The sequence below is a fragment of the Sporosarcina sp. D27 genome, assembly GCF_000586555.1.
Classification (GTDB): domain Bacteria; phylum Bacillota; class Bacilli; order Bacillales_A; family Planococcaceae; genus Sporosarcina.
Genome location: NZ_AZUC01000063.1, coordinates 16,573 through 33,963, shown reverse-complemented (window position 1 = coordinate 33,963; position 17,391 = coordinate 16,573). Strand labels below are relative to the sequence as shown.

Sequence of the window (17,391 nt, the reverse complement as noted above, 5' to 3'; positions counted from 1 at the left end):
ACTTACATTACGAATTATCAATGAGAGATATTAGGGAACAGGTTGCTCCCAGGAGGTTGCACAATGACGAAATTTCACTTTACAGGTATTAAAGGATCAGGAATGAGCTCACTCGCTCAAATCCTTCACGATTCATCAAACGAAGTTCAAGGCTCAGATGTGGAGAAGCACTTTTTCACTGAGGAACCTCTTCATGATCGTTCTATAACCGTACTACCTTTCAGTGCAGACAATATTACTGAAGGACTTACAATAATTGCAGGTAATGCATTCCCGGATACCCATCCAGAATTAGTGAAAGCTAAAGAACTAGGGTTGGACGTAATTCGCTATCATGACTTTTTGGCGGAATACATGAAACAATCCGTTTCTATAGCAATAACAGGTACTCATGGAAAGACATCGACGACGGGGCTTCTTGCTCATGTTCTGACTGGCTTTGCACCCATTTCTTACTTAATTGGAGATGGTACAGGAAAAGGCGTTCAAGACAGTGACTTTTTTGTTTTTGAGTCATGCGAATACAAGCGACATTTCTTAGCGTACGAACCAGATTACGCAATCATTACGAATATCGATTTCGATCACCCTGATTATTTTAAAGATATGGCGGATGTATTGAATGCGTTTGGCGAAATGGCTTTGAATGTTAAAAAAGCGATTATCGCATGTGGTGATGATCCGAACTGTTTAGCGATCCAAGCAAATGTACCAGTTGTCCTCTATGGTCTAGGCGAAGGAAATGATTTTAGTGCTTCTAATATCGTAAAAAGCGCTGGAGGCACTTCTTTTGATGTATATGTACGTAACGAATTCTATCATTCGTTTACAATTCCGATGCCTGGTGACCATGCGATTAAAAACGCATTGGCAGTCATTGCGCTTTGTCAGTACGAAGGATTGGAACCAACTGTTATCGCAGAACGACTTAAGAGTTTTAACGGGGTAAAACGGAGGTTCACTGAAATACAAGCAGATGGCGCAATTCTAATCGATGATTATGCCCATCATCCAACTGAAATCCGCGCAACGCTTCAGTCGGCAAGACAGAAGTATCCTGAGCGTGAAATCATCGCGGTATTCCAACCGCATACCTTTTCAAGAACAGCAGCACTAATGGATGAATTCGCAGAAAGTCTTTCAGAAGCTGACCAAGTTTATCTGTGTGATATATTTGGATCTGCGCGTGAGAAATCAGGCACGCTGACAGTGAATGATCTTGCAGAGAAAATTCCTGGGTCTGGACATTTAACACTAGATGCAATTGATGCACTTGATGGACATGAAGATGCAGTCTTTTTGTTTATGGGTGCAGGAGACGTACAAAAGTATTTAAACGCTTATCAGCAACATATCGCTGAACAGAAAACAGTCTGATGAAATTCATCAGGCTGTTTTCTTTTTTTGATGAAATCTTGATTTATTTTAAAGGAAATACTCACTCGCTGTCGAAAGTGGAATGATGGACAAAGTTTAGCCTTTAGAGTGACAGGGTAAAAGTACTCATAACAACGTGGACAGGGAGGAGTGAACTGCTTCCATCTGTTGTACATAGCGGAGAGTCGTTGAAAGTCAGTGTTCAGCGAAGTTACCAACCAACCGTATCGACAGACGTAAAAAGCCAAGGGATTACAAACCAAAACGTAACACTATTTTAAGGAGGAGATCGCATGAGCGAAAACTATAACAACCTAAACCAAACTAAAGAACTTAACTCGGATGATATGTATGAAAACTCTTACGGAGAGCCATCTCAATTACCGATGAACTATAATTATTTCCCTACAGATACAGACCGTTTCTATGAAGAGGATAGTTCTGGTTCTGGAAGCTTTTTAGTAGGAGCATTAGTAGGTGGAGTCATAGGAGCTGCTGCAGCACTTTTCCTAGCACCGAAAACAGGTAAAGAAATGCGAGATGATTTCTCTACTCAAGCCGTACAATTTAAAAACAAGAGCATCGAGTTAAGCTCAACAGCCAAAGATAAAGCAGTTGACCTAACTGCAACTGCTAAAGATAAAGCAGCTGATCTGTCTAGTACCGCAAAAGAAAAAGCGACACAGCTTTCTGCAGTGGCGAAGGAAAAGTCTGAAGACCTTAAGAAAAATGTCCAGGACCAAACTGGAAAAGTAAAATCGATGACTTCAAAAAAGACTGCACCAATGGATGATGGCACTGCTTCATCAGAAGGTGAGGAGCCTATTGTTAACAAAGAAAACAAAGGTACTTCTAAAAAGTCCGAAGAGAAAAAAGAAGCAAGCAATCAGACGACAAAAAATAGTGATGTAGCCTACGACAATTCAGAAAACATCGGAAAAGACAAGAATATCAATCAAAACGCAGTTTCTGATGAAAAGCCTAAAAGTAATTGAACCAAAATAGCCATTCAGCCTTTGAGCTGAATGGCTATTTTTAAGTAATTAAAATTTCTAATTCGTCGCCTCCGAACAGCTGATCGTAAAATTGGATTGGCTGTTTGTTGCGAAGTAGTTTGTAGGAAGTTGCTGAACCAGTAGGAAGCTGATAATCGACAAACGCGAAAACATCACTAAATGTAATGGGCTGCCCGGTTAAAGGTGTAACTTTCAACTGGTCTTCTTCAGTAACTAGTACTGTGGGTTCGACAGATTTATTATTCAGCGTGACCAAAAAGCGGGGTTTCGTAATAGTTACTTGCGTACTGTTGAACGAAACGGTTAATTGCTCTGTTAATTGAATACCTAATTCATTGGCAATATCAGCAACCGTAGTGAGTGAATTTTGTTCACTAGTAATGTGATCTCCATCCTCTAAAAGTGAAGTTAGTGAAATTGGAAGACCATTTCGGAAGTAAACGGTAGGTTTGGGTTTAAGATGAACCCTCTTCCCATTAAGAATAACCGACTGTAGTGAACTTTGACTGTTGCTAGCTGAATTCAGTACCGTAAAGGCATCTCGCAGTGTCTTAGCTTGGTGAACTTTGATATCATCTCGATCTTGAATTGTAGTTTGTATATCCTGAGGTTCGTTATTCACTATCACTTCTGTTTTCAAGACAACTCGACGTTCGTTAATCGTCACAGAAATAGAGTCTGCATCCAGTTCCGTAACATCTGCAATGACGGCTTGTGCTGAACGTCCGTCTTCACCTGATACGAGTTGGATGGAGTCTCCATCCCGAATTGGATCTTTCGTACTGACTGATTCCCCATTCTTATAAATTGCAGAAGGAGTGCCGTGGCTACCGGGTAACGTGATTTCTTGACCATTGAGTGAAAATCGTAAAGCAAGACCTGGTTTACCATATAAATGTTTGGCCTTAATACCAGCTGCTAAAAGAGCATCTCCGACAGTCATTTCTTTCAGCTCAAAGAGCCGGATTGTTTTCTCATTCACCGTCACGGACATATAATGTATTGGTGCGCGTTTTGCAGCAATTGCGATTCCAATGGGTGTAACGAGTGCAGGAGAAGATTGGATATGCTCGGCAAGTGTAACCTCTGAGAGCGCATCTAGACCACGTACAGCAACCCGTTGCAAAGGAAGTTCCAGAGCTTCGCTAAGTTTACTCGATAGAGCAGGGGTTAAACTACCGCCACCAACCAACATGACAGCTTGCGGAGAAGTGCTATTCAGGCGTAAAATCTCATTAGCAATGGAGGCTGCAAGGCGGTCAATCGTTGAGTGAATCGTCTCTACGACTTCATGTGTAGGAAATTGTTGTTCAAAGCCCAGAATATCGTTGAAGACGACGAATTCGTCTCCGATAAGTGATCGTTTTACGCGCTCTGCTTCAGGGAAGTCTAGTAAATAGCTGGAACTTAGAGCTTCGGTTATTTCATCGCCAGCAATAGGAACCATACCGAAAGCAGAAACCGTATTATTATTTGTTAGTGCTATATCCGAAGTCCCGGCACCAATATCCACCAATGCTACATTTAAACGCCTCATCGATTGTGGAATGAGGACATTGATTGCAGCGATTGGCTCAAGGGTGAGAGCTTCCATTTCAAGATCTGCTCTTTTGAGTGCAGATAACAAGGACTCCACAACGACGCGAGGCAAGAAAGTAGAGATGACTTTCACACTGGCAGATCGTCCAGTTTGGTCTATCAAACTACCTATCTCTTCATCATCCAATAAGTAGTGGAGTACAGAGTAACCGACACAATAATACGGATTCTCTGAAGTAATAGAGTCAGAAGACAGCAACTCTTGCTGGGCTTTTTGGACTGCACCGAGTTCTAAACGATTAATATCTTCTGTATTGATCAATGCATGCTCTGTGATGTCCACTGACATTTTTCCAGTGGCAGTTTTTAATGCTCGTCCAGCAGCTGCCACGCTTACTTTCTTCAATGGGCCGTGGCGTTCTTCAAGTAAGGCTTTCATTTCCCCAATCACTGAAGCTACACTGACGATGTTATGTATTTGTCCATCTAACATGGAACGCTCTTTGTGCTCGATTACTTCAAGATCGACTACGTGATACCCTGAATTGACTTCTTCCAATATGATTCCAACAACGGAACGTGTTCCAATGTCCAGTGCAAATAAAGGCGTCACATTAGTACCTCCTAAGACTTTCCGATATATTATATATGACGATTTAGCGAAATAGCGTGACTTTTCAACTGAGGTTCATTATACTAGGTCTATTATTATAAAATGTACCATACATTCTCCGATGCGAAAAGGGAATGCTATGAATGGGGAGGAGAATGATTATGCGCCAGAATGATTTGGAAGAGCTTCGGTCTCAGGTAACTGAACTGAACGTAAAGATTTTAGATCTCATTAATGATCGTACGGCTGTAGTGCAAGAAATTGGTAAAGTAAAAGAAAAACAAGGTGTTAATCGTTATGATCCGGTTCGAGAGAGAGAAATGCTGGATTTCTTGAAAGATGCGAACAAGGGACCCATTCCAAATGGTATTCTTGAACAAGTATTTAAAGGTATTTTCATGTCCGCTCTTGAAATTCAAGAAGACGAACAGAAAAAGGCGCTGCTCGTTTCACGTAAGCGAAAAGCAGAGGATACAATCGTCGACATTAACGGTGAAAAAATAGGGAATGGAACTCCATCATTCGTCTTCGGACCATGCGCTGTCGAATCATATGAACAAGTGTTGGCAGTCGCCGAATCCATTAAGGCAAAAGGATTGACGATGATGCGAGGCGGTGCATATAAGCCACGGACGTCACCGTATGACTTCCAAGGGTTAGGATTGGAAGGATTGAAGATTTTAAAGCGTGTTTCTGATGAGACTGGCTTATCCATTGTGACCGAGATTATTACACCATCTCACTTAGAAGAAGCACTTGACTATATAGATGTCATTCAAATCGGTGCGCGTAATATGCAAAACTTCGAGCTTCTCAAAGAAGCAGGTAAAGCAAACAAACCAGTGTTGTTAAAACGTGGATTGGCTGCAACGATTGATGAATTCATTCACGCGGCAGAATACATCATGTCAAAAGGAAATACGCAGATTATGCTTTGTGAGCGAGGCATTCGGACGTATGAACGTGCAACTCGCAATACACTAGATATTTCTGCTGTTCCAATTTTAAAGCAAGAAACTCACCTACCTGTATTTGTTGACGTTACGCACTCAACAGGTAGAAAAGACCTTTTGATTCCGACTGCTAAAGCAGCAATCGCTGTAGGTGCAGATGGCGTCATGGCTGAGGTACATCCAGACCCGGCGGTTGCCTTGTCTGATTCAGCACAACAAATGAACATCAAACAATTTGACGAATTCTACGAAGAGATGCTACGTTTTATGAATACACATCAAATCGTATAATTTCCCGCCGGAGCTTACATTGCTCCGGCGTTTTGGTATACTAAGAAAGAAAGAAAAAATGACAGAGAAAGGGGAGGTCAGTATGGCGGTAACAATTTATGACGTGGCTCGAGAAGCGAACGTCTCAATGGCTACTGTATCACGGGTGGTCAATGGTAACCCCAACGTGAAACCAGCAACGCGTAAGAAGGTAACAGCATGCATTGAACGGCTCGGCTATCGGCCAAATGCCGTAGCACGCGGCCTCGCCAGCAGAAAAACGACAACTATAGGTGTGATCGTTCCAGATATTTCTAAAAGTTATTACGCAGAACTCTCCAGAGGAATTGCAGATGTTGCGACGATGTATGAGTATAACATCATCTTGTCCAATTCAGACAAACGTCCTCTTCGAGAAATGGAACTAATTGAAGATCATCTTGGGAAGCAAGTGGATGGACTGATTTTCATGAGCGATTCGATCTCCGATGATGTTCGTAAGGAAATGAAGTCTGCAAACATTCCTATCGTGTTGGCAGGAACATTGGATTCCGAACTAGAATTTCCAACTGTGAATATTGAAAACAAAGAAGCTGCATATTCAGCAGTGAAAGAGTTGATCGAAAACGATCACAAGCGCATTGCATTCATTTCAGGCCCCTTCAGCAGGGATATCAATCGACTCTCTAAAAAGACAGGCTATGAAGACGCGATGTCAGAAGCGGAATTATCTATTCCTGATGGGTATATTGTGGAAACGGATAATACATACGATGATGCATATGAAGTATGGAACCGTTTAAAAAAGCTGCCAGAACCACCAACAGCTATATTCGCGGGCAATGATGAAATTGCTGTAGGAATCATGAACGGAATTAGAGATGCAGGTCTTACTGTTCCAGATGATTTGGAGCTGATATGTTTCCAGCACTCCATTCTTGCTCGTGCGGTCCGTCCTCAGTTAACGGCAGTTCGAGTGCCGTTATATGATTTAGGAGCCGTTTCGATGCGACTTTTAACGAAGTTGATGAACGGCGAAGAAGTTAATCAGCAACAAGTGATTCTTCCATATCAATTGGAGTATCGGGATTCTGTAAAAGGCAAATAACCCTCAATACAAGTGAATTTCAAATGCAAAAAGCAGAGAAGCGTAAGCTCTCTGCTTTTTTGTGCTTTTTCAATCGAATAATTGTCCAAACTACCTTGGTTGTTGCTCACTTCGTATGTAATGTAGTGAACGATCCATGACTTGTGCATTCTTTTCTTCAATTTCTGCTTTTCTCGGAATCGGTTTGTATAGCGGATTTGGGTCTTCCCACGTTTCGATGAGCGGAACTGGGGACTCTGGCTGCCAGCGATTCAGCCATTCTTTTGGAAGCGGTCCATTCGGGTGAGGAATTTTTTTCATAGCATACCAAATATGAGACCATGCACGCGGAACGACCCTCCAAATGTCATAACCACCACCACCTACCGCGATCCATCGTCCTTCGCAATATTCATCAGCAAGTTCACGGGCAATCCTTGGAATCTCTTTATAAATCTCCATCGTGCCATACAAATGTGTTAACGGGTCAAAAAAGTGAGCATCGGCGCCATTTTGAGTCAGAATTACGTCTGGTTTGAACCATTCTACTACTTCGCGGAAAGCGGTTTCATAGACTTTTAAAAAAGAGTCGTCTTCTGTGAAAGCATCGATTGGGAAGTTGAACGATGTCCCGTAGCCTTTACCGTTCCCACGTTCTGTTACGTGGCCAGTTCCAGGGAATAGATAACGTCCTGTTTCATGGATAGACAAAGTGCATACATCAGGGTCATCGTAGAAAGTCCATTGAACCCCGTCGCCATGATGAGCATCTGTATCGATATAAAGAACTCGAGCGCCATAATTTTTCTGTAAATAACGAATGGCAACAGAGCTATCATTGTATACACAAAATCCCGAAGCTTTCCCTTGGAATCCGTGATGGAGTCCGCCTCCAAGATTTAGCGCATAGCAGGCGCGGTTATTCATCACTTCATCGACAGCTGTCAGTGTACCCCCTACAAGCATGGCACTTGCTTCATGCATATTGGGGAAAATTGGCGTATCTTCTGTACCTATCCCATAGACACTACCGATTTCAGTTCCGACTTCACCTTTTCCTGCCTTTTTTACCATCTCAACAAACTTGGGTTCATGGACTAACAGTAATTCTTCATCCGTTGCTATACGTGGTGCGATGATATCTTCATCACTAATCGCATGCGAGTTTTTTAGTAAATCTAGTGTTAACAAAATTCTTTTTTGATTAAATGGATGTGTGTCAGAAAATGAGTATCCTAGCTGATCTTCCGAAAAAATGAAAACGGCATCTTTTTTCATACATCTGTCCCAGGGAAGTTCGGCCAAAGAACGTCAAATCCACGTCCCTTAAGACCTTCAATAATTGGAATTGGATTCATCGTCTTGATACGGATCACTAGAATTTTATTAGACTCATTTTCTTTGTCTGGATAGACTAGGACACTCTGAACGTTTGTTTGAAATTCATTGAACACTTTAGTCACTTCATGTAGAATTCCGGGAATGTTAGGCACACGAACTTCAATTTGTGAACCAGGCTGATGAGCTCCCGTCAGTTCAATGTATTTATACAATAAATCAGTTTCTGTAATAATTCCGATGAGCTGCTGATTGGAAACAATGGGCAGACAACCAATCTGATTATGATAAAACACTAAAGCGGATTCCTCTACGAAATCCATGGGGTGTCCTGTAATCGGATTTTTTACCATGCATGCAGAAAGTGGCATATCATACACAGTAGAAAGATTCTCTGTCTGCTGGTCTCCAAAGGGTAAGATTTCTTTTAGGTCCCGATCAGTAACAATACCTACGAGTTGATTGTCCTGGACCACGATTGGGAGATGCCTTATATGGTGAGTCCTCATTAAATCTGCAGCTTCTTTTACCGTATGATCGGGTGTTAATGTAATGACTTCAGTTTTCATGATTTCTTCTATTAACATAGTGTCCCTTCTTTCTTAGTACAGAAATCTGTTTTTAAATCGTAAGCTATCAAATCGTTGAACATCTTCTTGCTTGATGCGTTTACCTATTCTGGCCATTAAACAATTAGCCGGATGCGAACAAATTTCAGGATCGTCCGTTGCAAAATACTCGAGTCCTCCATGTTTCATCATTTTTTCCATGACTTTTCGGTATTCCCATACATTCAGCTTTGTCTCCTTCAAGTCCCAATGCCAATAGTATTCGGTTGTAATGACAATATAGTCTTCCATCGCATCATCCATCATGGAGACTTCCAGTAACGCTTTACCGACACCGCCTCCCCGATATTTTGCAATAACCTCAATCGCACCTAATTCAATCAAGTTTTCAATATTACCCTCAGACCATCGTTCAAGTGGATCAGGATATAAAAAAGTGACGTAGCCTACGATTTGGTCTCGTTCTCTAGCAACAATAATTCGCCCTTCAGGCAATTTTGATATGCCAATGAGTGCTTGGTGTTGTTGTGCAGGTGCTCTAAACGCCACTAATCCTTCATGGAAAGCATAACTTTCAAGATCGGACGTCCGAATGGGTCCTTCAATAATAAGATCTCCATTTTTATGCTTCAATTCTAACGCATTATAGGTTTTAACATGTTCCAACCATTTCACCGCCTTATGCTGATAATCCATCTGCTTACAGTATACATGAAAGCTATGAACGTTTTGATGAAATTTCTTACAAAATGAAGAACTGTCGGAAAAATATTATTTGTTTGCTAATTCAAGAGGAATTCATGTAGAATAAAAGTGTTGGTACATATTCAAGGGGGTTCTGTTATGGTTTTAAAAACAATTCCGGCTCAACAGTCTGATTATCAAATGCAAGACTATGACAAATTGGCGGCTACTTTCGATTGGAAAGAAGCTGAAAAAGCCTTTAGCTGGTATGAAACGGGAAAAGTGAATATTGCGCACGAAGCGGTAGATCGACATGCCGATTCATTCCGCAAAAACAAGGTTGCACTCTACTATAAAGACGGTTCACGTAACGAAACTTATACATTTGGAGATTTGAAGAAAAACTCAAACAAAGCTGCAAATGTATTGAAAAATTGTTCAACTTTAGAGAAAGGGGACCGAATCTTTGTATTCATGCCGCGTTCCCCAGAATTATACTTTGCTCTTTTAGGAGCTTTGAAAATCGGTGCTATAGTAGGACCGCTTTTCGAAGCATTCATGGAAGGTGCGGTATATGATCGATTGGATGACAGTGATGCGAAAGCCATAGTGACGACACCTGAACTGGTTGACCGTATTCCTGTTGACCGTTTGCCAAATCTTGAAACTGTCTTCGTCGTGGGGGACGATGTAACAGAAGAAGGAAAAATAATCAGTTTTAGTAAACATTTTGAGAAAGCTTCCAAAGATTTTAATGTGGAATGGTTAGAACGTGAATCACCTACATTGTTGCATTATACATCTGGCTCTACAGGTAAACCTAAAGGTGTACTCCATGTACAGGAAGCCATGATCCAACAACTTCAAACTACAAAATGGGTACTGGATCTTCGAGAAGACGATGTATTTTGGTGTACTGCTGATCCAGGTTGGGTAACAGGTACAGCTTATGGAATTTTTGGCCCATTATTGGCGGGAACAACAAATCTGATTGTCGGTGGACGTTTCTCAACGGATAGCTGGTATGGGGCTATTGAAGAATTTGGTGTATCTGTCTGGTACAGCGCACCGACTGCATTCCGTATGCTGATGGGAGCAGGAAGCGCTGCTATGGAAGGGCATGATCTCTCTTCGCTCCGTCATATCTTGTCAGTGGGTGAGCCGTTAAACCCTGAAGTTGTTCGTTGGGGAATGGAGACATTCAACATGCGAATTCATGATACGTGGTGGATGACAGAAACAGGTGCCCAGATGATTTGTAACTTTGGCTCACTTCCACTGAAGCCAGGTTCGATGGGGAAGCCGGTTCCAGGAATTGAAGCAGCCATTGTCGATGATCAAGGGAATGTATTGCCACCAAATCGAATGGGGAACTTAGCGTTGAAAAAAGGATGGCCAGCGATGATGAGAGCCGTCTGGAATAACCCAGAAAAGTACGATTCGTACTTCTTGAATGGAGAATGGTACGTATCCGGAGACTCTGCCTATATGGACGAGGACGGTTATTTCTTCTTCCAAGGTCGTGTAGACGATGTCATCATGACGAGTGGAGAGCGCGTCGGTCCATTTGAAATTGAAAGTAAATTAATTGAACATCCAGCGATTGTTGAAGCGGGTGTCATTGGAAAACCTGATCCGGTCCGTGGGGAAATCATTAAGGCGTTCATCGCGCTACACGATGGATACGAACCGACCGATGAATTGAAAGAAGAGATCCGGCAATTTGTGAAAAAAGAGCTTGCTGGTCATGCAGCTCCTAGAGAAATTGAGTTCAAGGACAAACTTCCGAAGACACGAAGCGGTAAAATCATGAGACGTGTGCTAAAAGCATGGGAACTTGATTTGCCGACGGGCGATCTGTCAACAATGGAAGACTAAAAACGAAAAAAAGGCTGGACAGTGACCCACATTGGGAGCTGTCCAGCCTTTTCTTTTAGTCGATTTTCAATGAAGGTAAAAGACGGCAAAGATCATTCACCGTCTGAACCACCATCTCCGTCACCATCGCCCCCACCATTACCAGGAGGCTTCGGTTTCCCGTCGTCCCCACCATTACCAGGAGGCTTCGGTTTTCCGTCATCCCCACCATTAGTAGGAGGCTTCGGTTTTCCGTCATCCCCACCATTAGTAGGAGGCTTCGGTTTCCCGTCGTCCCCACCATTACCAGGAGGCTTTGGTTTCCCGTCGCCACCACTGTCACCTGATCCATTAGTTGAATCATCAGGAGTCTCCGGTTCAGGTGCTTCTGCCTCGGTCGTAACTGCGTTTGAAGGTGCGGAAGTTAGTCCTGTGATATCCACAGCACGTACCGTATAAGATCCACTTCCAATAGGGAAGGAGAGCGACTGACCATCAATGATTGTCCCTACACGCTTTCCACCATTGTAGACATAATAGCCAATGACGTCGTTTGAAGGAGACGCACTCCATGTCAATACTGAGCCATTTTGTGAAGCGGTCACACCTGCAGGCGCAACACTATCCGCAGGGAAGATTGCACCGGATACGACATTAGATGCAAAGGCTGATCGTGCTGGGAACAACTTGGACGCATCTCCCCCAAGAGGTCCAAGCATCCGTTTGATGAATTCTTGATTGACTCCGACGCCCCCAGCGGTAATGAATTCAGAAGGGGTCGAAGGCAATGCTGCATATCTCTTTCCTTTAACGGATACAGAAGAGGATGAAATGATGCTGTCATCCGCTTTGTTAGGGAGCATGACATTCGCATTAAATAAATCTGAACGGACTAATCCAGCAGCTGAACATGCAGCTGATGGAGCAAGACCAGAAATACCACAGAATGAGCGATTCACAACACCATTAGGTCGTTGGAAACGAACATTTTGACCAACCGTTTCAGGTCGTGCCTGGTTGATGGCATTCATGAGTTGTGCATATAAAGCGTTTGTACGTGAACTTGCGGTTCCATATTGTGCGTTTCCACTACTTTCGAGAGATTTGGTTTGGTACTTATAACCAAGCCATACACCAAGGGAAACGTTAGGATTATAACCAAGTAGCCAAGCGTCACTGAATGAGTTCGTCGTACCACTTTTTGCAGCAATGTCTACGTTGAAATTCAGTTTACTCTTCATCACTTTTGCAGTACCGCTAGTTGCGACATCACGAAGCATATCTGTCACAATATATGCAGTTTGCGGGCTGAACACTTGTACAGGCTCAACTTTATGTTGGTAGACGACGTTGCCGTTTTTATCTTCTATTTTTTCGATAATATAAGGGTCTACATGTTGTCCACCGTTTGCAAGTGTAGAATACGCACTTGTGTTTTCCTGGACCGTACCACCATATCTCAAACCACCTAATGAAGCAGAAAGGTTTTCGTAATCAGATTCCACTAGGCTTGTATAACCCATTTTTTCTAGAAATTCTGCTGGTCGTCGGTCAAGAATCTGATTATAGAGACGAAGTGCAGCTAAGTTTTGTGAAGTCGTAAGTGCTTGGCGAGCTGAAATAATACCAAGCTCCTGAGTTGGTATGAAGTTGGCTGGAGCATAACTTCCTCTTCTAAATTTCACATCTACTACCGGGCTACCAGCACCGATGACACCATACTCAATGGCCGGTGCATAAACGAGTAATGGCTTGATAGTAGAACCAGGCTGTCTGGTAGTTTGTGTTGCGTGATTTGTTGCTTCCAATTCATGATCACGTCCACCGACAAATGCTAAAATCTTACCAGTCTTATTGTCCAATAATGTTGCACCGACTTGAACTGGCAACTTCTCTGTTACCTTCTCTCCAGTTTGTTTATTGGTGGAGTTCACTGCGGTAGTGAATCCATATTGTGAAAAGTTTTCCGAAACATCGTTCATCGCGTTATACAGTGCTAAGTCAACAGTCGAATGAATTCGGAAACCGTCATTTCTCATGGAACGTTCTGCTAAAATACTATATTTTTCATTAAGTTTTTTATCTTCTTTTAATCGGTCAGCATCAATTCCATCTTCTTCTGCAATCATATCGGCAAGAATGGCGATGGTACTGCGCTGTATTTCATCCGTTAAGAATTCATCTCTACTTTTAGGTGCCGGAGCCGCAGTTCTGAAATCTTTTGTAATGTCGTAGGCAATCGCTTCATTGTATTGCTTCTCGGTAATATATTCTGTTTCTTTCATTCGGAATAACACAGTCTTCATTCGATTGATGCCTGGCTTTAATCCTTTTTCATCTTTCAAACCATTTGAGCCATTGTAAAATGGTGTATATGCAAAAGGAGCTTGGGGAATACCAGCGATGTATGCAGATTGAGCGAGATTCAACTCTTTCGCGGTCTTATTGAAGATTCCTTCCGCAGCAGCTTCGATTCCAGCAATGTTTCCACCATTAGAATTACGACCGTATGGAATGATATTTAAATAGGATTCCAAAATTTCATCCTTGGTCATGAAATGCTCTAACCGCATCGCAAGCAAGAGTTCTTTCGCTTTACGCTCATAAGAGACTTCATTCGTTAAAATTTGGTTTTTAATTAGCTGTTGTGTAAGAGTAGATCCGCCAGTTTGACTGTCAGAATTGGTGACATCTTGGAACAGTCCTCGGAAAACTGCTTTCGGGACAATCCCGTTATGTGTGCTAAAATATTCATCTTCTGTTGCGTAAACAGCATTGATGACGTAAGGGGAGACATCCTCGAGTTTGACTTCTTTCCGGTCAATGTCCGCTCGCACTTTTCTTAAGTACTTTCCGTTCGTATAGATTTCGGATGTTTCTTCATAACTTAAAATTTCACTACGCATTTCTTGTTTAGAACGAAGTGGTTCCTTTTCAACAAGCGAGGCAAAATAACCTGCCCCTACGGAAGCGCCGAAAACCGTTAACGTCAAACCGATCACTAAGAAAAGCAAAAAGAGATTCCAGATGACGCCTGAGGTAATCCGGGTATTTTTTGCCCATTTGGTTTTCTTCATCGCTTCGAATTTATCTTCAAGTTCTTCAACACGTTTTTTGTCCTGTTTTGTCAATTCGTTCCCTCCTAAAAATCTAATTAATTATAGCATATTCTAACAGTAATGGACTGAATTTATTTGACAAATTTCCATTTTCGACTACAATATGATTTAGTTACTCTTCACAGTGAAGAAGCCGCAGTAGTGGCAGGCGATCCGTATAGAGAGGCAGCGGTTGGTGGAAGCTGCTCGGTACCTTGTTCACGAATTACAGCTTTGGAGTGTTGCGCGGATAGCGGCGTTATTGCTAATAAAGCGGAGATAATTATCTCAAGCTGGGTGGTACCGCGCTTACATGTACAATTAGCGTCCCTGCATGATCTTTTTAGATTGTGTAGGGATTTTTTGTATTTGTGAATCGAAAATGGAGGAGGAAGTTACATGGCAGCAAACTTATTAGAGGATTTAAAATGGAGAGGCTTGCTTTACCAGCAAACGGATGAAGAAGGGATGGCAAAGCTACTAGACGAACAAAAAGTATCGCTCTATTGTGGTGTCGATCCGACAGCAGACAGCATGCACATTGGACACATCGTTCCACTTCTTACACTTCGTCGATTCCAACTGCACGGGCATCGTCCAATTTTACTCATCGGAGGAGCGACAGGGATGATCGGGGATCCATCATTCCGTGCGGATGAAAGACAACTCCAAACTGAAGCGCAAGTGGATGAAAACGTAAAAGGCTTGAAAGTTCAGCTTGAGCGGTTATTCGACTTTGCTGATGAAAACGGAGCGCGCCTAGTCAACAACAAAGACTGGATGGGACCGATGAGCGCAATTGGATTCTTGCGTGACTACGGTAAATTGTTGAATATTAACTACATGTTAGGAAAAGAAAACGTGGCATCCCGTTTAGAAACAGGACTTTCGTTTACAGAATTCACATACATGCTTATTCAAGGAATCGACTTTAATCACTTGTATGATCACTACGGATGCCGCGTGCAAATCGGAGGATCTGACCAGTGGGGGAACATTACAACGGGACTCGAAATCATTCGCAAGACTCACGAGGAAGAAGCTAAGGCATTCGGAATCACGATTCCACTCGTTACGAAATCCGATGGCACAAAGTTTGGTAAAACTGCTGGTGGCGCTGTCTGGTTGGATGCCACAAAGACGTCTCCTTATGAGTTCTACCAATTCTGGATCAACGCAGCAGATGCGGATGTTGTGCATTATCTGAAGATATTTACATTCTTGGATCGTTCTGAAATTGAAGAACTGGAGCGTTCGGTTGCAGATGAACCACACTTGCGCAAAGCGCAGAAGACATTGGCTGAAGAAATGACTCGCCTAATTCACGGTCAAGAGTCACTCGATCAAGCGATCCGTATTTCAGCAGCACTGTTCAGTGGAGACTTGAAGAAATTAACGACATCTGAAATGAAAGATGCTTTCAAAGATGTACCGACATTCGAGATGGCGAAAGAAGATCACAATATTGTTGAGTTGCTAGTGGAAGCTGGGATTTCACCTTCTAAACGTCAAGCACGTGAGGATGTGACCAACGGTGCAATCTCGTTGAACGGCGACAAAGTAACGGATACAGCGCACGATGTTAACGCGGCTGACCGTTTAGAAGATGCATTTACGATTGTTCGTCGTGGTAAGAAGAAGTATATAATGGTAATGTTTAAATAAGATGAACGATCAAACAGAGAGAAAGGTTAAAACCTTTCTCTCTGTTTTTTTTATGGGATTTGTTCGTGGAGCCGTTAGAAAGCGCGCTGGGAGGCAGATTCCGCGCGGAGCAGACCGGAATGCGCGCGAAAGGTAGAGGATTGTGCGCGGTAGAGCGGTGTTTACGCGCGGAAGAACAGAAGAAGCGCGATAGGGAAATTGCGCGCGAAAGGCGGAGGAATGTGCGCGGGAGAGAGATGTATACGCGCGAGAGGAAAATTGCGCGCGAGCCAGACCAGAATGCGCGCGAAAAGTAGAGGATTGTGCGGGAGAGCGATGTTTACGCGCGGAAGGACTGGAGATATGCGCGAGAGGGAAATCGCGCGCGAGCCAGACCGTAATGCGCGCGAAAGGAAGAGTGTTGTGCGCGGAAGAACGATGTTTACGCGCGGAAGGACTGGAGATACGCGCGAGAGGGAAATTACGCGCGAACCAGGCCGAAATGTGCGCGGGAGAGCGATGTATACGCGAGGAAGGACTGGAGAAGCGCACGACAGGGAAATTACGCGCGAGCCAGACCAGAATGCGCGCGAGAGGGAGAAGATTGTGCGCGGAAGAGCAACGTTTACGCGCTCAAGAAAGAAATATGCACCCTCCCCACAAAACAAAAAATCCCTTCCGGAAAATCCGGAAGGGATGGGACTTGCTATTAACGAGAGTAGAATTCAACGATAAGAGCTTCGTTGATTTCAGCTGAAAGTTCGCTGCGCTCTGGAAGACGTACGAATGAACCGACTTTAGTGTCAGCGTTGAATGATACGAATTCAGGTACGTAGCTGTTGATTTCGATTGATTCGTTAACGATGTCAAGGTTTTGTGATTTTTCACGAAGAGAAATCTCTTGACCTGGCTTCACGCTGTAAGATGGGATATCTACGCGCTTACCATCAACAAGGATGTGACCGTGGTTAACGAGTTGGCGTGCAGCACGGCGTGTGCGAGCAAGACCAAGACGGTAAACGATGTTGTCCAAGCGAGTTTCAAGAAGGATCATGAAGTTCTCACCGTGGATACCTTGCATTTTACCTGCTTTGTTGAACAATGTGCGGAACTGACGCTCATTCACACCGTACATGAAGCGAAGTTTTTGTTTCTCTTGTTGTTGAAGACCGTATTCAGAAAGTTTTTTACGCTGGTTCGGGCCGTGTTGACCTGGAGCGTAAGGACGCTTTTCGATTTCTTTACCAGTGCCGCTTAGTGAAATACCAAGACGACGAGATTGTTTCCAAGATGGACCTGTATAACGAGCCATGAATGACTCCTCCTCTGTTGGTTTTATTTTGTTG

General features: G+C 43.1%; 13 protein-coding genes and 1 other annotated feature. Of the genes, 7 read left to right on the top strand and 6 right to left on the bottom strand.

The features are described 5' to 3' along the window. Window positions 1-63 precede the first annotated feature (63 nt). Complete coding sequence (gene murC, locus N693_RS0117415; protein WP_025786109.1) at window positions 64-1,377, top strand: UDP-N-acetylmuramate--L-alanine ligase; 1,314 nt, start codon at window positions 64-66, stop codon at window positions 1,375-1,377. 293 nt (window positions 1,378-1,670) lie between these two features. After that, entirely contained in the window at window positions 1,671-2,372 is a 702-nt protein-coding gene (locus N693_RS19770) for a YtxH domain-containing protein (RefSeq protein WP_025786108.1), read from the top strand. Between the two features lie 40 nt (window positions 2,373-2,412). Here N693_RS19770 and N693_RS0117405 read toward each other — a convergent pair whose 3' ends face one another. Then, the gene (locus N693_RS0117405) at window positions 2,413-4,545 is read right to left on the bottom strand and encodes a cell division protein FtsA (RefSeq protein ID WP_025786107.1); all 2,133 of its coding nucleotides are present in this window, start codon (window positions 4,543-4,545) and stop codon (window positions 2,413-2,415) included. A gap of 161 nt (window positions 4,546-4,706) precedes the next feature. Between N693_RS0117405 and N693_RS0117400 the strand changes: the two genes are divergently transcribed. Together N693_RS0117400 and ccpA are read left to right on the top strand one after the other, a co-directional pair. Further along, complete coding sequence (locus tag N693_RS0117400) at window positions 4,707-5,789, top strand: bifunctional 3-deoxy-7-phosphoheptulonate synthase/chorismate mutase (protein ID WP_025786106.1); 1,083 nt, start codon at window positions 4,707-4,709, stop codon at window positions 5,787-5,789. Window positions 5,790-5,871: 82 nt separating this feature from the next. Next, entirely contained in the window at window positions 5,872-6,876 is a 1,005-nt protein-coding gene (gene ccpA / locus N693_RS0117395) for a catabolite control protein A (RefSeq protein ID WP_025786105.1), read from the top strand. 90 nt (window positions 6,877-6,966) lie between these two features. Here ccpA and N693_RS0117390 read toward each other — a convergent pair whose 3' ends face one another. The 3 genes from N693_RS0117390 to N693_RS0117380 are packed head-to-tail and all read right to left on the bottom strand — an operon-like array spanning window position 6,967 to window position 9,428. Continuing rightward, complete coding sequence (locus tag N693_RS0117390; RefSeq protein WP_025786104.1) at window positions 6,967-8,133, bottom strand: acetoin utilization protein AcuC; 1,167 nt, start codon at window positions 8,131-8,133, stop codon at window positions 6,967-6,969. Further along, a complete protein-coding gene (locus N693_RS0117385) occupies window positions 8,130-8,780 on the bottom strand; it encodes an acetoin utilization AcuB family protein (RefSeq protein ID WP_025786103.1) in 651 nt (216 codons plus the stop codon). The genes N693_RS0117390 and N693_RS0117385 overlap by 4 nt, the downstream gene beginning before the upstream one ends. Window positions 8,781-8,795: 15 nt before the next feature. Beyond that, window positions 8,796-9,428, bottom strand: coding sequence for a GNAT family N-acetyltransferase (locus N693_RS0117380; RefSeq protein ID WP_025786102.1), 633 nt, complete (start codon window positions 9,426-9,428; stop codon window positions 8,796-8,798). A 177-nt stretch (window positions 9,429-9,605) separates the two neighbouring features. On the opposite strand from N693_RS0117380, the gene acsA reads away from it, so the two are divergent. Next, window positions 9,606-11,324, top strand: a complete 1,719-nt coding sequence (gene acsA / locus N693_RS0117375) for an acetate--CoA ligase (protein WP_025786101.1) — start codon at window positions 9,606-9,608, stop codon at window positions 11,322-11,324. Between the two features lie 92 nt (window positions 11,325-11,416). Here the strand turns inward: acsA and N693_RS0117370 are convergent, their stop codons facing one another. Continuing rightward, window positions 11,417-14,380 carry a transglycosylase domain-containing protein gene (locus N693_RS0117370; RefSeq protein ID WP_051508786.1) on the bottom strand — a complete coding sequence of 988 codons (2,964 nt, stop codon included), beginning with the start codon at window positions 14,378-14,380 and terminating at the stop codon, window positions 11,417-11,419. A gap of 157 nt (window positions 14,381-14,537) precedes the next feature. Beyond that, window positions 14,538-14,736, top strand: a binding site (T-box leader). 64 nt (window positions 14,737-14,800) lie between these two features. On the opposite strand from N693_RS0117370, the gene tyrS reads away from it, so the two are divergent. Together tyrS and N693_RS0117355 are read left to right on the top strand one after the other, a co-directional pair. After that, a complete protein-coding gene (tyrS, locus tag N693_RS0117365) occupies window positions 14,801-16,066 on the top strand; it encodes a tyrosine--tRNA ligase (RefSeq protein WP_025786099.1) in 1,266 nt (421 codons plus the stop codon). Window positions 16,067-16,408: 342 nt separating this feature from the next. Next, entirely contained in the window at window positions 16,409-16,780 is a 372-nt protein-coding gene (locus N693_RS0117355) for a hypothetical protein (RefSeq protein ID WP_025786097.1), read from the top strand. Here the strand turns inward: N693_RS0117355 and rpsD are convergent. Further along, on the bottom strand, window positions 16,755-17,357 hold the full coding sequence (gene rpsD / locus N693_RS0117350; RefSeq protein WP_025786096.1) for a 30S ribosomal protein S4: 603 nt from the start codon (window positions 17,355-17,357) through the stop codon (window positions 16,755-16,757). The genes N693_RS0117355 and rpsD overlap by 26 nt on opposite strands. Between the last annotated feature and the right edge of the window lie 34 nt (window positions 17,358-17,391).

Excerpts from the sequence above, each read along its gene's own strand:
- tyrS (WP_025786099.1), top strand. The coding sequence starts at position 14,801 with ATGGCAGCAAACTTATTAGAGGATTTAAAATGGAGAGGCTTGCTTTAC.
- N693_RS0117355 (WP_025786097.1), top strand. The coding sequence starts at position 16,409 with ATGCGCGAGAGGGAAATCGCGCGCGAGCCAGACCGTAATGCGCGCGAA.
- rpsD (WP_025786096.1), bottom strand. The coding sequence starts at position 17,357 with ATGGCTCGTTATACAGGTCCATCTTGGAAACAATCTCGTCGTCTTGGT.
- ccpA (WP_025786105.1), top strand. The coding sequence starts at position 5,872 with ATGGCGGTAACAATTTATGACGTGGCTCGAGAAGCGAACGTCTCAATG.
- N693_RS0117385 (WP_025786103.1), bottom strand. The coding sequence starts at position 8,780 with ATGTTAATAGAAGAAATCATGAAAACTGAAGTCATTACATTAACACCC.
- acsA (WP_025786101.1), top strand. The coding sequence starts at position 9,606 with ATGGTTTTAAAAACAATTCCGGCTCAACAGTCTGATTATCAAATGCAA.
- N693_RS0117400 (WP_025786106.1), top strand. The coding sequence starts at position 4,707 with ATGCGCCAGAATGATTTGGAAGAGCTTCGGTCTCAGGTAACTGAACTG.
- N693_RS0117390 (WP_025786104.1), bottom strand. The coding sequence starts at position 8,133 with ATGAAAAAAGATGCCGTTTTCATTTTTTCGGAAGATCAGCTAGGATAC.
- N693_RS19770 (WP_025786108.1), top strand. The coding sequence starts at position 1,671 with ATGAGCGAAAACTATAACAACCTAAACCAAACTAAAGAACTTAACTCG.
- murC (WP_025786109.1), top strand. The coding sequence starts at position 64 with ATGACGAAATTTCACTTTACAGGTATTAAAGGATCAGGAATGAGCTCA.
- N693_RS0117370 (WP_051508786.1), bottom strand. The coding sequence starts at position 14,380 with ATGAAGAAAACCAAATGGGCAAAAAATACCCGGATTACCTCAGGCGTC.